At 57.7% G+C, this 14,581-nt stretch carries 14 protein-coding genes; 5 read left to right on the forward strand and 9 right to left on the reverse strand.

Going from position 1 to position 14,581, the window contains the following annotated elements; translation table 11 throughout:
* Positions 1–6: 6 nt before the first annotated feature.
* From sufB to LKR43_RS04895, 4 genes are all read right to left on the reverse strand, one after another.
* Complete coding sequence (sufB, locus tag LKR43_RS04880; protein ID WP_227682749.1) at positions 7–1,494, reverse strand: Fe-S cluster assembly protein SufB; 1,488 nt, start codon at positions 1,492–1,494, stop codon at positions 7–9.
* On the reverse strand, positions 1,491–1,985 hold the full coding sequence (locus tag LKR43_RS04885; RefSeq protein ID WP_227682750.1) for an SUF system Fe-S cluster assembly regulator: 495 nt from the start codon (positions 1,983–1,985) through the stop codon (positions 1,491–1,493). The genes sufB and LKR43_RS04885 overlap by 4 nt, the downstream gene beginning before the upstream one ends.
* 70 nt (positions 1,986–2,055) lie before the next feature.
* A complete protein-coding gene (locus tag LKR43_RS04890) occupies positions 2,056–3,840 on the reverse strand; it encodes an ABC transporter ATP-binding protein/permease (RefSeq protein WP_227682752.1) in 1,785 nt (594 codons plus the stop codon).
* Positions 3,837–4,796 carry a LysR family transcriptional regulator gene (locus LKR43_RS04895; protein WP_227682754.1) on the reverse strand — a complete coding sequence of 320 codons (960 nt, stop codon included), beginning with the start codon at positions 4,794–4,796 and terminating at the stop codon, positions 3,837–3,839. The genes LKR43_RS04890 and LKR43_RS04895 overlap by 4 nt, the downstream gene beginning before the upstream one ends.
* Before the next feature lie 94 nt (positions 4,797–4,890).
* Between LKR43_RS04895 and LKR43_RS04900 the strand changes: the two genes are divergently transcribed.
* The 5 genes from LKR43_RS04900 (at position 4,891) to LKR43_RS04920 (ending at position 9,296) form a co-directional block, all read left to right on the forward strand.
* A complete protein-coding gene (locus tag LKR43_RS04900) occupies positions 4,891–6,243 on the forward strand; it encodes an acyclic terpene utilization AtuA family protein (RefSeq protein ID WP_227682756.1) in 1,353 nt (450 codons plus the stop codon).
* Positions 6,243–6,611 (forward strand): hypothetical protein, encoded by a 369-nt coding sequence (locus LKR43_RS04905; RefSeq protein ID WP_227682757.1) that lies wholly within the window; start codon positions 6,243–6,245, stop codon positions 6,609–6,611. The genes LKR43_RS04900 and LKR43_RS04905 overlap by 1 nt, the downstream gene beginning before the upstream one ends.
* A 31-nt stretch (positions 6,612–6,642) precedes the next feature.
* On the forward strand, positions 6,643–7,623 hold the full coding sequence (locus tag LKR43_RS04910; RefSeq protein WP_227682760.1) for a tripartite tricarboxylate transporter substrate binding protein: 981 nt from the start codon (positions 6,643–6,645) through the stop codon (positions 7,621–7,623).
* Positions 7,624–7,722: 99 nt separating this feature from the next.
* Positions 7,723–8,247 (forward strand): sigma factor-like helix-turn-helix DNA-binding protein, encoded by a 525-nt coding sequence (locus LKR43_RS04915; RefSeq protein WP_227682762.1) that lies wholly within the window; start codon positions 7,723–7,725, stop codon positions 8,245–8,247.
* The gene (locus tag LKR43_RS04920) at positions 8,244–9,296 is read left to right on the forward strand and encodes an anti-sigma factor domain-containing protein (RefSeq protein WP_227682763.1); all 1,053 of its coding nucleotides are present in this window, start codon (positions 8,244–8,246) and stop codon (positions 9,294–9,296) included. Before LKR43_RS04915 ends, LKR43_RS04920 begins: the two co-directional genes overlap by 4 nt.
* On the opposite strand, the gene LKR43_RS04925 is transcribed toward LKR43_RS04920, so the two are convergent.
* From LKR43_RS04925 to pheT, 5 genes are all read right to left on the reverse strand, one after another.
* The gene (locus LKR43_RS04925) at positions 9,277–10,662 is read right to left on the reverse strand and encodes an L-serine ammonia-lyase (protein WP_227682766.1); all 1,386 of its coding nucleotides are present in this window, start codon (positions 10,660–10,662) and stop codon (positions 9,277–9,279) included. The two genes, LKR43_RS04920 and LKR43_RS04925, sit on opposite strands and share 20 nt — an antisense overlap.
* A 95-nt stretch (positions 10,663–10,757) precedes the next feature.
* On the reverse strand, positions 10,758–11,198 hold the full coding sequence (locus tag LKR43_RS04930; RefSeq protein ID WP_227682768.1) for a helix-turn-helix transcriptional regulator: 441 nt from the start codon (positions 11,196–11,198) through the stop codon (positions 10,758–10,760).
* A gap of 209 nt (positions 11,199–11,407) precedes the next feature.
* Positions 11,408–11,830 carry a MerR family transcriptional regulator gene (locus LKR43_RS04935; RefSeq protein WP_227682769.1) on the reverse strand — a complete coding sequence of 141 codons (423 nt, stop codon included), beginning with the start codon at positions 11,828–11,830 and terminating at the stop codon, positions 11,408–11,410.
* Between the two features lie 3 nt (positions 11,831–11,833).
* A complete protein-coding gene (locus tag LKR43_RS04940; protein WP_227682771.1) occupies positions 11,834–12,154 on the reverse strand; it encodes an integration host factor subunit alpha in 321 nt (106 codons plus the stop codon).
* A 13-nt stretch (positions 12,155–12,167) separates the two neighbouring features.
* Positions 12,168–14,579, reverse strand: a complete 2,412-nt coding sequence (gene pheT / locus LKR43_RS04945; protein WP_227682773.1) for a phenylalanine--tRNA ligase subunit beta — start codon at positions 14,577–14,579, stop codon at positions 12,168–12,170.
* Between the last annotated feature and the right edge of the window lie 2 nt (positions 14,580–14,581).

Raw genomic sequence — 14,581 nt, forward strand, 5'->3', positions numbered from 1 at the left:
TCTCCATTAACCTACGCTGCCTTCCAGACTTACGCCGAGCAAATTCTGTGCTTCGACCGCAAATTCCATGGGCAATTCCTTGAAAACTTCCTTGCAGAAACCGTTGACGATCATCGACACGGCGTCTTCCGCGGACAAGCCGCGCTGCATGGCATAAAACAACTGATCTTCACCGATACGCGATGCAGTGGCCTCGTGTTCAACACTGGCCGAGGGGTTCTGCACTTCCATGGTCGGGAAGGTATGTGCGGCACATTTGCTGCCTATCAGCAGCGAATCGCACTGCGTATAGTTGCGGGCATTCTCGGCCTTGGGCGTGACGCGCACCAGGCCGCGGTAAGCGTTGCTGCCATGGCCGGCGGAGATACCCTTCGAGATGATGGTGCTGCGCGTATTGCGCCCGATATGTATCATCTTGGTGCCGGTATCGGCCTGCTGGCGGTGGTTGCTGAGCGCCACGGAATAGAATTCTCCGGTGGAGTCATCGCCACGCAAGATCACGCTGGGATATTTCCAGGTAATGGCCGAGCCCGTTTCCACCTGCGTCCAGGAGATGCGCGAACGTGCGCCGCGGCAGTCGCCCCGCTTGGTAACGAAATTGTAGATACCGCCCTTGCCGTCTTTGTCGCCCGGATACCAGTTCTGTACGGTGGAGTACTTGATCTTGGCATCGTCGAGCGCAACCAGCTCAACTACAGCAGCGTGCAGCTGGTTTTCGTCGCGCATGGGCGCTGTACAGCCTTCCAGATAACTGACCGATGCGCCCTCTTCGGCAATGATCAGGGTACGTTCGAACTGGCCGGTATCTTGCGCATTGATGCGGAAATATGTGGACAGCTCCATGGGGCAACGTACGCCCTTGGGAATGAACACGAAGGACCCGTCGGAGAATACGGCCGAGTTCAGCGCAGCGTAAAAGTTGTCGCCCGGGGGCACTACAGTACCCAGATACTTGCGAACCAGTTCGGGATGCTCTTTGACGGCTTCAGAGAAGGAACAGAAAATAACGCCGACCTCAGCCAGCTGCTTGCGAAAAGTCGTGGCTACCGAAACGGAATCGAACACGGCATCGACCGCGACACCAGCCAGACGGGCGCGTTCGTGCAAAGGCACACCCAGCTTCTCGTAGGTGCGCAGCAATTCAGGATCGACCTCGTCCAGGCTTTTGGGCGCGTCTTTCTTGCTTTTGGGCGCAGAATAATAGCTGATATCCTGAAAATCTATGGCCGGAAAACTGACCTTGGCCCACTCGGGCAAATCCATGGTCAGCCAATGACGGTAGGCGGCCAGCCGCCACTCGAGCATGAATTCGGGCTCGCCCTTTTTCTGCGACAACAAACGTATGGTGTCTTCGTTCAGCCCCTTGGGTATGGTGACCGATTCGATCTCGGTCACAAAGCCCGCCGAATATTCACGATCGAGGAAAGATTCGATGGGATCGGCGGCGGGCTTGACTCCCGCTGGCTTGACTTTGGGTTCGGTTACAGAACTCATTTGGCTTGACTCCATGTCATGGGACGTGATTGGACCCGGACACTTGATTTGGAAACCGGATGCTTGCTCATGGGAAATTCGTTGGGTGTGGTTTGAATCATGTCGGCTACGCTGACCTCTTCGAGCGTACGCCTTACAATGGCGTTGATGCGCTGCCAGTTGCTGCGGATGTGGCAGCCGGCCTCGACGCTGCAAGCGCCAGGCAATGCTGTGCATTCAGTCAGCCCAAAGGGCTGTTCTTCCAAAGCGTCTATAATGTCGGCCACGCTGATTTCGCTGGCCGACCGGCTAAGCATGTATCCGCCACGCGCACCCCTGCTGCTGTTGACCAATTCATGCTGGCCCAGCAACTTGAGTATCTTGCTGACGGTAGGTTGGCCCAAGCCCAGCGCGCCGGCCAGATCCGACGCACTGAATATGCGTTCAGGGCTGGCCGCCATGTGGGTTAGCACCAAGGTGCCGTAATCGATGATTTTACTGATGCGCAGCACTCGCTGCCTCCGACTTGCTACAGTAACCATATAGTACTACTTTGGTACTGTATGCGCAAATCAAAAAAGGTCAATCCGTATCGTCCCCAGCCTGCTGCAAAGCCCACATCTGGGCATAGCGCCCACGCTGTGCCAGCAGCTCGCGATGCGTTCCCCTTTCCAGCACTCTGCCGTGATCCAGCACCAGGATTTCATCCGCATCAACGATGGTGGACAGCCTGTGCGCAATGATGAGCGTGGTGCGCTCTTTGGCGATCTGGTTCAGCTCATCCTGTATCAATCGTTCGGTGCGGGTATCCAGTGCACTGGTAGCCTCGTCCAGAATGATTATGGGTGGGTTCTTCAGCAAAGTACGTGCAATGGCAACACGCTGCTTCTCGCCGCCCGAAAGCTTCAGGCCCCGCTCGCCAACCTGGGTCTGGTAGCCGTCAGGTAGCCCCATTATGAAATCATGAATGCTGGCAGCACGGGCGGCCTGAACAATTTCATCCTGGCTCGCCAAAGGATTGCCGTAGGCAATGTTGTACAAAATGCTGTCATTGAACAGCACGGTATCTTGCGGCACGATGCCTATATGCTGGCGCAAACTGGCCTGGGTGAGACCGCGGATGTCCTTGCCATTGATCCGTATGGTCCCGGCCGTTACATCGTAGAAGCGAAAGAGCAGGCGCGACAAAGTAGATTTGCCCGCACCCGAGGAACCCACCACCGCCAGGGTATTGCCCGCCGGTATGGTCAGGCTTACATCGAACAAAATCTGACGGTTGCCCTCGTAACCGAAATCCACATGCTCGAACTCTATCGACGCATTGCTGGTCTTGAGATTGCGGGCGTCGGGCGCATCGGCGACCTCCTGGCCCTGCTCCATCAGGGCGAACATGCGCTCCATGTCGGCCAGGGCGTGCTTGATTTCCCGGTACACGAACCCCAGGAAATTAAGCGGTGCATAAAGTTGCGTCAGGTAGGCCGAAACCAGCACCACGTCGCCCACGCTCATATCGCCCTTGACCACACCATCGGCCGAGAGCCACAGCAGTACAGTCACGCCAATCGTGATGATGGCGCCCTGCCCTACATTCAGGAAATTCAACGACACCTGGTTCTTGACGGCAGAGTCTACCCATTTGCCCAGGTTGCGGTCGTATCGATCCAGCTCGTAGCCCTCGTTGCCGAAATACTTCACCGTTTCATAATTGAGCAGTGCATCGATGGCTTTGCTGTTGGCCTTGCTGTCCAGATCGTTCATGCTGCGCCTGTACACCATGCGCTTCTCGGTTACCAGCAAGGTAAATAAAATATAAGCGCCTATCGTACCCAGTGTGACTACGGCAAACGGCCAGTCATAGCGCCAGAGCAAAATGGCAGCCACCATGCTGATCTCGAGCAAGGTCGGTAAAATATTGAAAACCATGAAATTGAGCAGGAAACCAATACCTTTGGTGCCGCGCTCGATGTCACGGCTCAAGCCGCCAGTCTGACGTTGCATGTGAAAGCGCAATGACAAGGCAAACAGATGTTTGAACAGTTGCGCCGCAATACGTCGTATTGAGCCCTGAGTAACCCGGGCAAACAGTGCATCACGCAGCTCACCGAATACACTAGTGGCCAGACGTGCAAAACCGTAGCCCAGCAACGCGGCAACCGGCAACACCAGCACCGTCGCGGGCACGCTCAGTTGGTCGACGATATCTTTAAGATACAGGGGCAGGACGACGCTGGCCACTTTGGCGGCCACCAGACAGGCTATTGCGGTGATCACCCGCCACTTGAATTGCCACACATAAGGCAGCAGGGATTTCAAGGTCTGGAAGTCGTTGCGGCGAGCTGGTGCGGGGCCGCGATGAGTGAATTTCATGAAGAAGCTGGAAAAGTATCTGCTGCCTTAATTGTACCGGTGTCAGGGTTCAGGTCGTTACGCTGAGCCAGCACACCGCGCTGACTCAGCAGCAATTCATAGAAGGCACGCCCGGCACTGGACAGGCTTTTATCGCTGCGACGTATCAAATATAAAGACCGCTTTATTCGGCTGCGCGGCGCCAGAGGAATGACCCGGATGCGCTCATGCTTGAACTGGAACAGGGTCATGGAGGGCAACAGACTGATGCCCAGACCTGCCGTTACCAGACCCGTGACCGTTGCCAGATGGTCGACCTCGAGGAAGCCGTTCAAGCCGGAAAGCACCGGGTGGCTGGCAAGACTCTGGCGGATGCTGCTTCCCTTTCCCAGATGAATGATGGCATTGCCCTTGAGTTCGGCAAGACGTACGGTCTCATGCTGCGCCAGAGGATGGTCGTCGCGGCAGACCAGATAAAAATAGTCTTCACACAGCGGTTCGGCATGCAGACCGTTCATGTCGCCGCTTTTGGCCGCCACCGCAATATCAGCTGCCCCCAGCCTGACCATATCCAGACATGGCATCAGCAAGGCATCATGCAGATGCAGTTCGACACCCGGATAGCGTTCGTGAAACTGTGCATATATGCCGGGCAACCAGCCTGCTGCCAGTGAGGGCAAGGCGGCCACGGCCACGCTACCCTTGCGCTTGGCAACATGATCCTGGATATCGCCCAGGACCGCATCCAGATCGTTCAGCAGCCGCTGCGCCGACTCGTTGAACAGGCGCCCTTCCGGCGTTAGCTCGACCCGGCGTGTGGTTCGGTCGAACAGACGCACCCCTGCCGCATCTTCCAGCGAGCGTATGAGCGCGCTGAAGGCTGGCTGGGTCTGGTGGCAACGGCTTGCGGCCTTGGTGAAATGCTTTTCCTGAGCCAGGGCTACAAAGGCACGCAACTGGCGTGACGAAAGATTCATAAAAAAACAGTATCAATGAATAAGATATTTCTATTTAACTAATTAATACCATGACCGTATAGTACAGGCAAAGCAACAACAGACAAGCGCGATCATGGAGACAAACTCATTCAAGATAGGCTGCGCCACTGGTTTTTCCGGCGACCGCAGCGATGGCGTTCTGCCCGTGGTCCGCACGCTCGTGGATACGGGTGGTCACGCACTGATATTCGAAACGCTGGCCGAGCGCACGCTCGCCCTGGCGCAACTTGAAAAGAACCGCAATCCCGAGCTGGGCTACGAGCCGCTGCTGGTCGATCTACTGACCCCGGTGCTGGGCATGTGCCTGCAGCACAATATCCGCATCATCAGTAATTTCGGCGCCGCCAACCCTCCGGCAGCAGCACGCCGGATCCAGTTATTGGCCCAGGAACTGGGCTTGCGCGCCCCACGCATTGCCGTACTGTCGGGCGACCAGCTTAATCGACCCGATCAGCTGGCTTATCTGCGCGAGCAACTTGGCCCCGACCTGGACGGACTGGACATCGTCAGTGCCAATGCCTATCAAGGTGCAGGCGAAATTGCGCAGGCCTTGCGTGCCGGGGCGGACATTGTCGTCGCCGGTCGGGTTGCCGATCCTTCCCTTGTGCTTGGCCCTGCCCTGGCTCATTTCGGCTGGGCCGATGACGACTGGCACCGGCTGGGCTGCGCCACAATAGCCGGACACCTGCTCGAATGCGGAACCCAGGTCAGCGGCGGCTACTTTGCCGTGCCCGGCCTCAAGGACGTGCCAGGCATGGATAATTTGGGTTTTCCAATCGCTGAAATCAGCGCTGCGGGCGACATCGCCATCAGCAAGGCAGCCAACACAGGCGGGCTGGTCAGCGAGCAAACCGTCAAGGAACAACTGCTGTACGAGGTACACGACCCGGCGGCTTATCTGACCCCCGACGTCACGGCCGACATCAGCCAGGTTACCGTGGCCCAGTCGGGGCCGGACGTTGTGCGCGTCGGTCAGGTTACAGGCCATCAGCGGCCCGACACCCTGAAGGTCAACATTTGCCATCACGGAGGGTGGCTGGCTGAAGCCGAGATTTCATACGCCGGCGTACAGGCCGAAGCCCGCGCACGACTGGCGGCCGACGTCGTACGCAAGCGACTGGGCAGCGCCATGCCACTGCGAGCCGACCTGATAGGCGTAGCCAGCGTGTTTGGCGATGACGCGGGTGATTATTTGCGCGCATACCCGGTCGGCGCCGCACGCGATGTGCGCTTGCGCATTGCCGGTACTCACGCACAAAAAGAGGTTGCCGAACGGGTGCTGCGTGAAGTCACGGCCTTGTATTGTTGCGGACCGGCCGGCGGAGGCGGTGTACGCACATCCCTGCGGCCCCGGCTGAACAGTCTGTCCAGCACCATTCCACGTGAACTGGCACCGGCCAGCTGGTCCTTTATGGAGGACGCATAATGCCATCGGATAACCAGCACAAAACAATACCCTTGTACCGACTGGCACACAGCCGTAGCGGCGACAAAGGCGATATATCCAATATCAGCGTCATCGCCCTGAGACCAGAATGCTTTCCCTTGCTCAAGACACAACTTACAGAGCTAGCGGTATCAGACTGGTTCGCTTTCCGGCATCCGGTCCGCATACAACGCCACGTCATCGAATCGATACAGGCCCTGAACTTCGTGCTGCACGGCGTTCTTGACGGCGGCGTAAACGACGCCCTGAACCTCGATACCCATGGCAAGGCCCTGTCCTTTCATTTACTCGACTATCCGGTAATGCTCGACGGCACACCGGAAGCAAACCTGGTGGATCCCACCTGAGCTTCAAACATATCTACAAAAGGAGACCTTTATGACACCTGCAACATTTCGCAAAACCCTGCTGGCCGGTCTGATCGGCATGCTCAGCCTGCCCTTGGCCGGACAGGCCGTGGCTGCAGGCTATCCCGACAAACCCATTACCTTCGTGGTTCCGTTCGGACCAGGCAGCGCCACCGATCAACTGGCCCGCGCCATCGGACAAGGCATCACCGAACAAACGAACCAGGTCGTCGTCATCGAGAACAAACCCGGCGCCAGTGCCATGATAGGTGCAAGCGACGTGGCCAGGGCTCAGCCCGATGGCTACCGTGTACTGATCACGACCAATACTTCACAGTCAGCCAACCCTCATTTGTACAAGACACTGAGCTACGATCCGGTCAAGGATTTTCAGCCTGTTTCCCTGTTGGGTACCGGCGGACAGATCATGGTGGTGAATCTGGATTCGCCTGCCAAGACCGTCAAGGAGTTCATTCAGCTTGCCAAAGACAAGCCGGGCGAGCTCAGCTTTGGCAGCGGCAGCTCCAGCAGCCGGGTAGCTGGTGAATTGTTCCAGCAAATGGCCGATGTCGAATTGCTGCATGTTCCATACAAAAGCAATCCATTGGTCATTACCGATTTGCTGGGCGGCCAGATCGACATGATGATGGCCGACATGGCCACGGGTCTGCCTCAGGTCAAGGCCGGCAAGCTTCGTGCACTGGGCGTTACCGATAACCAGCCCTTGCCACTGGCACCAGATGTCCCGACGATAGACAGTGCCGGCGTGCCTGGCTACAAAATGGGCTATTGGTTCGGTGCCTACGTACCCGCCAATACACCGGCCGACGTCGTATCCAAACTGAACGACCTGATCATCAACGCGTCCAAGCGCGATGCCGCACAGCAGTTCTACAAACAGACCGGCACCAAGCCTGTTACTTCCACACCCGAAGAGTTGGCCAAATTTCAGGCGGAAGAAACTGAAAAATGGGGCACCATCATCAAAAATGCAGGCATAGAGCCGTCGTAAGTTAACTCCTGTTACGGCTGATTTTCAGCTTGCACTCAAACGAGGCCGGAACAGCTAATACAATACCCTCTACCCCGACGGGGGCGTATCGGAGAATGTATGGCTGTTCCACCTTTTGACTACGAAGCTGCGCTGCTGGCGTGCGCGCAGGGCGATCAACACGCCTTCCAGCACCTGTACCAGCGAGAGGCCCCGCACATGCTGGCGCTGGGCCTGAAGATGCTCACCGAGCGCGCAAGCGCAGAAGAACTCGTTCGCGACGCCTTCGTCCTGATCTGGAAGAATGCAGACGGCTACGACCCGCAAACAAGCGGTGCCCGTGCCTGGATGCACAGCATACTTCGCTACCGGGCCCTGATGAAACTGCGCCAGACCGGTCGCGCACGCCCTGGTCTGGCATCGTGGTCCGAAGCGCTACCTGCCCTTCCTCCTCACGGCGATCCCGACAGCCTGCCACAGGCCCTGAACGAACTGGACGAGATTCCACGCCAGGCCATACTGCTGGCCTATTACCACGGCTACGACTACGAACAAATTTCCGAGCGTCTGAAGGCATCGGCGCCTAATATCAAGGCACGTGTACAAAAAGGGCTGGCCAGGCTCGCGGAGCAGCAACAAGCATGAGCAGCAGCACCCCCCACCCCGTTCTCCTGGCCGAATACACGCTGGGCCTGTTGAATACCAACGAAACGGCTCAGGCGCATGCCCTGCTGGCCAACGAACAAGATGCCGCCCGCACTGCGCTGGCCTGGGAAGAAAGCCTGCTTGAACTCACCGATCTGCTGGCGCCGGTAGATCCTTCACCGCTGCTGCTGCAGCGGATACAAAGCAGTCTGGGGCATGATGTCATGCCCACGCCGGCGAGCCTGTATCGCAAGCCCGACAGCGACAGCCGGCCCGCGCCTGAAAGTGCTGCCATTCATACCCAGACCACCCCCGTAATTCCGGAGCCCGCTGCAGCGCCAGTCAGCACCGGGACACCCTCTGTACCCACGACCCGCACAAACGCAGCCCCGACCCCACCCTTATCATCTTCCGACACGATTACCACACCAGATACGCAGCCTGAGGACGATGCCACGCAGAGCGAGCCTGAACTGCATATCAGTGTTGAGCCCTCCGAACGGCGTGTCAGTTCGCAAGCTAGCCGAGGCAAGTGCGCAAAGCAAGGCAATATCTGGTTCTGGCGTTGTGCAACGGTGGTTTTCGCATTGCTTGCCCTGGCACTCGCCCTGATTCCATCCGAACCCGTTCCCCCACCCATCAATATCGTCCAGGTGGCTCCCACACAGGCGGCCATATTGCAGGCGCCCGGAAGCAGCTCTACGCCGGCCTGGGTCGTTACGGTAGATCCGAACAACAATATATTGATGAGCCCGAAGGTTCGCAGCGATATTCCGTCCGATGCCTCGGTGCAGCTATGGACCTATAACAAGACCATCCCGGAAGCTCGCTCTTTGGGCCTGATCGATCCGAATCAGCCCGTTACGGTACCGGGGTCGCTGATGGGTAGCATAGGCCCTGATCAAATTTTCGAAATGACGCTGGAACCAAAAGGCGGCTCACCCACGGCCAGCCCAAGCGGGCCCATACTTTTCATAGGCCGCATGGTAACTTTCGGCGCGCCTGCACAAGCTGAGCCAGACAAGGTCGCTAGCACAGCACCACATTAACAGCCAGGCCGCCACGAGAAGTTTCCTTGTACTTGGTGCGCATGTCGGCACCGGTCTGGCGCATGGTCTCTATGACTGCATCGAGGGATACGTGATGTACGCCGTCGCCCTGCAGCGCCAGCCTTGCTGCATTGATGGCCTTGACTGCGCCCATGGCATTGCGTTCGATGCAGGGAATCTGAACCAGCCCTCCGATAGGGTCGCAGGTGAGGCCCAGATTGTGCTCCATGCCGATCTCTGCGGCATTTTCCACCTGCTGCGCCGTGCCGCCCAAAACGGCTGCCAACCCAGCGGCAGCCATGGAACAGGCTACGCCCACTTCACCCTGGCACCCTACTTCTGCCCCTGAAATCGACGCATTCTGCTTGTACAGAAAGCCCACGGCTGCGGCGGTCAGGAGAAAATCGATTACGCCTTGCTCGTTATAGCCGGGTATGAATTTCTGGTAATACCGCAATACCGCCGGCAACAGGCCTGCCGCTCCGTTGGTGGGCGCCGTCACGACGCGACCGCTGGCCGCGTTTTCTTCGTTTACCGCCATGGCAAACAAATTGACCCAGTCCATGGCGTACAGGACATCGGCCTTGTTTGAATCCCTGAGCAATTCGCGATACAACGCAGGGGCCCTGCGACGCACTTTCAACCCGCCAGGCAGGATCTGGCCGGCCTGCGGATTGTCGATGCCGCAACCCCGGTCTATACAGGCATTCATGACATCGGCTATATGCAACACACCTTGCCTGACCTCGTGCTCGGGGGCCAGTGCAGTTTCGTTGGCCATCATGATCTGCGCAATCGAAAGGTTCTTTGAAGCGCAAATGTCCATCAACTGTGCCCCGGTCGAGAACTCATATGGAACAGGATCATGCTGAGGGACGGTTTCATCGGTTTCAATGACGTCCAGGGCGCGTATGAAACCACCTCCGATGGACACATAGCGCTCATCACTGATGCTGGTTCCGCTGCCATCGAACGCCTGAAAGCGCATGCCGTTCGGATGCTCGACCATAGGCTTGATCCGGTAGGAAAAGGCCCGTGCGGGATCGAACGCAATGGCATGGGCGCCCCAGAGCTCCAGCTTTCCGGTCGTTTTGATCTGGCCAATCAGGCGACCGCTATCAGAGGGCTCTACGGTATCGGGCGAGGCGCCCATGAGTCCGAGCATAATGCCTACATCGGTGCCGTGACCGCGCCCTGTTTCGGCAAGAGAGCCATACAGCGCTACATTCAGTGTTGCCACCTGCTCCAGCAGGCCGCGCCCCTGAAGGTTGCGGGCAAAATTGCGCGCGGCACGCATGGGGCCCACAGTGTGCGAGCTTGACGGCCCTATGCCTATCTTGAAAATATCGAATACAGAAAGTGTCATGGCGGAACCCCGGATATAGTCCTCGCCGATTCTACACTGTGCTTGCCGGGAGTCCAGCAAGCCCGCACTGGCGGCATGCCGTCAGTACGGCTCCATCAGATCTCGGACGATGACGACCACCGCATTGAGCCTTGCAAGGCCGTGATCGATTCTATCGGCGCATTCTCGCGAAATTCACTTGGCGACATACCGACGTGATCGCGAAAAGCGTTAGAGAAATTGGCGGTACTGGAATAGCCCAGACGCTGCGCAATCCCGTGTATACCCAGTGACGTCTGCACCAAAAGGCGTTGCGCCCGGCACATGCGCTCCTCGCGCAGGAATTGCGACAGGCTGATTCCGTACTGCTTGCGAAAGATGTTTGACAGTTGCTTTTTATTGCAGCCAGTGACGTGTGCCAAATCATCGAGGCCAAGCGTTGCCGGGCCATTTGCGACATACTGCTTCACCGCTGTCAGCAGTTGTTGCTCGTTGTTTTCTTCTATTTGAATGACCGGAGGAGGGTAATACATGAGAGGCGTGACGGACAGGCACAAACAATCGACCCGGCGCGCAGCATAAACAGGGACAGGCATAAAGTTACGGTGCTGCGACCCGTTTGTCCAAACATTTAGCCCTTTATTAGTTTTTGTAGATTTTTGACATCAATATGACAAAAATTGTCTAAAAAATACAAAACCCCGGTTTCGCTCAGGGCGATACCGGGGTTGCTGGAATAGCTCCCTGCACTGGCAGGGAATATCCATCAGGTTGGCAAGGTGTTCTGGATGGGTTCGGTGCCGGAGGTTTGCTCAAGCGCCTGGGAAAGCATGTCCTTGACTGCACTCAGATCATTGCGCAAAGCCTGCAGTTCCGCACCGGAAAGCCGTACTGCTGCATCCTGGTCATGCGGAACTTCGTTCAGATCACCCAGCCGGTTACGTGCACCGCTTATGGTGAAACCCTGCTCGTACAGCAGGTCGCGTATGCGACGGATCAGCAGCACTTCGTGGTGCTGGTAGTAGCGTCGGTTGCCACGGCGCTTCACCGGCTTGAGCTGCGTAAACTCCTGTTCCCAGTAGCGCAGCACGTGGGGCTTGACGCAGCAAAGGTCGCTGACCTCGCCAATGGTGAAGTAGCGCTTGGCCGGGATGGGCGGCAAAGTGACTGGAGTTTCGCTGGTGCTCATGTGTTACCCGATGGATGCAGGGGTCTTGCCGGCTGATTCGACAACAACCTTGAGTTTCTGGCTGGCATGAAAAGTAACGACCCGGCGCGCCGCGATAGGGATGACTTCGCCGGTTTTTGGATTGCGTCCGGGACGAGGCGGCTTGTCGCGCACCTGGAAATTACCGAAACCGGACAACTTGACCTCGACACCGCGCGCAAGCGAGTCGCGAATTTCCTCGAAGAAGGTATCGAGAATATCCTTGGCTTCACGCTTGTTCAATCCCACGCGGTCAAACAGCAACTCCGCCAGCTCAGCCTTGGTCAGGGTACGTTCCGGATTCATAATTTGTTGTTCCTTATGCGCGCTGGCGTACGCCGTGGGCACTGACCAGCGCATCAAGCAGCAGTGTCATGCATTGTTCAACGGTGGCATCGTCGAGTGTAGCTTCCGGATTCTGAAGCCAGAAACGGAAGGCCATACTTTTCTCGGCTGTTTGGGCCGATTTATCTCGCCACACGTCGAACAGTTTAATATCTTTGACGATGCCAAGAGTAGCATTAGATTCGATCGCGCGAGTAAGTGTATTTAACAAATCCTGGTACGACACATCCAGATCGACCAATACCGCCAGATCGCGAATCACCACAGGCTGACGTGAAAGCTCTGCAGGTACGGGCAATTCACCAACGGAAATCGCCTCGACATCCAGCTCGAACACTACTGGCGCGTGTGCAAGATCGTACTGCTGGGCCCAACGCGGATGCAACTCGCCCAGCCAGCCGATAGCCTTGCCATCGAGTTCCAGCCTGGCCGAACGACCCGGATGCAGGGCGGGATGCGTATCGGCGACACACACCAGATTGCCGGCCCGTGCACCCAGCAGGCATTCAACATCATTGCGGACATCATAGAAATCAACGGGACGCGATGGAGTGCCCCATTGCTCTTCCACGGCAGGCCCCCAGGCAGCACCAGCCAGGCGCTGGGGCTGATTGATGCCGGCCACCGTCAGACCGCCATCGGCGACCTGGTCATCGCGCGCAAAAACACGCCCGAGCTCAAACACCCGAACACGGCTTTGCTTGCGGTTGGCATTGTGCACGATATTGGCCAGCAAGCCGCCCATCAGACTGGACCGCATGACCGCCAGTTGGCTGGCGATCGGGTTCAACAACCTGATCGGATTGTCGTTACCTGCAAAGTCGCGCTCCCAGGACTCTTCCACGAAAGCAAAATTGATGACTTCCTGATAGTCCTGGCTTGCCATGCTCGCACGCAAGGCGTGCGGCCCACGCAGCACTTCAGGGCTGGCCAGCATGTGCGCACGTGCTACAGGAGGCACATCGGGAATACGCTCAAAGCCATATACACGCGCCACTTCCTCGATCAGGTCCTCTTCGATGAAGAGGTCAAATCGATAAGATGGCGGGCTGACGACGAACACGTCGCCTTCCTGAACCTCGAAAGGCAGGCCCAGGTTGGTAAAAATGGTTGCTATTTCCGCACTCGAAACCTGCACCCCAAGAACCTTGTGGCAGCGTGACAAACGCATGGATACCGGCTCGCGCGCCGGCAAGTTGATTACCTGATCATCCAGAGGGCCGACCTGGCCACCGCAGATGTCAACCAGCAGGCGGGTCATGAACTCCAGATCGTCGGTGATCGAAGCAAAGTCAACGCCCCGCTCGAAGCGATGGCTGGCTTCGGAACTGAATTTATAACGACGCGGGCGACCCATGATGGCTTCCGGCCACCAGAAAGCACCTTCCAGATAGATATCGGTCGTATCCAGCGTCACGGCGGTGGCTTCACCGCCCATGATGCCTGCCAGACTTTCGACGGCATCGCCCGCTGCAATTACACCGACATCAGGCTCAAGGGTAACGGTTTGTCCGTTCAGCAGTTCCAGCTGCTCGCCTTGTTGCGCCCAGCGTACGGTCAGGCCGCCTTGTATGCGCTTCAGGTCGAAGACGTGAGTGGGCCGACCCAATTCCAGCATGACATAGTTCGAAATATCGACCAGCGCTGAAATGGAGCGTTGCCCCGCACGCTCCAGACGTGTTTTCATCCAGTCAGGAGTGGCTGCGCGCGCATTGACGCCGCGAATGACGCGGCCGGCAAAGCGTCCACAAAGGTCAGGCGCCTGTACGCTCACTGAAAGACGATCGTCCAGGGTAACGGGTACTGGCTCAAACGCGGGACGTGTCAGCGGCACGCCGGTCAGGGCAGACACTTCGCGTGCCACACCCAGAATGGACAGGCAGTCGGCCCGGTTGGGGGTCATTTTCAGGGTGAACAGCGTGTCGTCCAGATCAAGCGCAGTACGTATGGATACGCCGACCGGGGCCTCCGGATCGAGCTCGAGCAAACCTGCGTGGTCTTGTGACAGACCAAGCTCGCGCGCCGAGCACAGCATGCCCGCAGAGGCCACACCTCGCATTTTGGCAACGCCGATCTTCATGCCGCCGGGCAGTTCGGCACCTACGCGAGCCAGCGGCACCTTGAGGCCGGCTGCCGCATTGGGCGCACCACAAACAATCTGCAGCAGCTCGCCTGAGCCATCGTCGACCTGGCAAATGCGCAGCTTGTCGGCGTTGGGGTGAGCCGCAATCTCCTTGATATGCGCAACCACCACACCGCTGAAGGGAGGCGCCACCGTGGTGGTTTCCTCGACTTCAAGACCCGCCATCGTCAAGCGATGCGACAAGGCGTCGGTGTCTAGGTCGGGATTTGCAAAAGCACGTAGCCAGGACTCAGGAAATTGCATAA

It is taken from the genome of Pusillimonas sp. MFBS29 (genome assembly GCF_020687695.1).
GTDB lineage: Bacteria > Pseudomonadota > Gammaproteobacteria > Burkholderiales > Burkholderiaceae_B > Pusillimonas_C.

Coding starts and splice junctions, on each gene's coding strand:
- sufB (WP_227682749.1), bottom strand. CDS start 1,494: ATGAGTTCTGTAACCGAACCCAAAGTCAAGCCAGCGGGAGTCAAGCCC.
- LKR43_RS04890 (WP_227682752.1), bottom strand. CDS start 3,840: ATGAAATTCACTCATCGCGGCCCCGCACCAGCTCGCCGCAACGACTTC.
- LKR43_RS04895 (WP_227682754.1), bottom strand. CDS start 4,796: ATGAATCTTTCGTCACGCCAGTTGCGTGCCTTTGTAGCCCTGGCTCAG.
- LKR43_RS04900 (WP_227682756.1), top strand. CDS start 4,891: ATGGAGACAAACTCATTCAAGATAGGCTGCGCCACTGGTTTTTCCGGC.
- LKR43_RS04905 (WP_227682757.1), top strand. CDS start 6,243: ATGCCATCGGATAACCAGCACAAAACAATACCCTTGTACCGACTGGCA.
- LKR43_RS04910 (WP_227682760.1), top strand. CDS start 6,643: ATGACACCTGCAACATTTCGCAAAACCCTGCTGGCCGGTCTGATCGGC.
- LKR43_RS04915 (WP_227682762.1), top strand. CDS start 7,723: ATGGCTGTTCCACCTTTTGACTACGAAGCTGCGCTGCTGGCGTGCGCG.
- LKR43_RS04920 (WP_227682763.1), top strand. CDS start 8,244: ATGAGCAGCAGCACCCCCCACCCCGTTCTCCTGGCCGAATACACGCTG.
- LKR43_RS04925 (WP_227682766.1), bottom strand. CDS start 10,662: ATGACACTTTCTGTATTCGATATTTTCAAGATAGGCATAGGGCCGTCA.
- LKR43_RS04935 (WP_227682769.1), bottom strand. CDS start 11,830: ATGAGCACCAGCGAAACTCCAGTCACTTTGCCGCCCATCCCGGCCAAG.
- LKR43_RS04940 (WP_227682771.1), bottom strand. CDS start 12,154: ATGAATCCGGAACGTACCCTGACCAAGGCTGAGCTGGCGGAGTTGCTG.
- pheT (WP_227682773.1), bottom strand. CDS start 14,579: ATGCAATTTCCTGAGTCCTGGCTACGTGCTTTTGCAAATCCCGACCTA.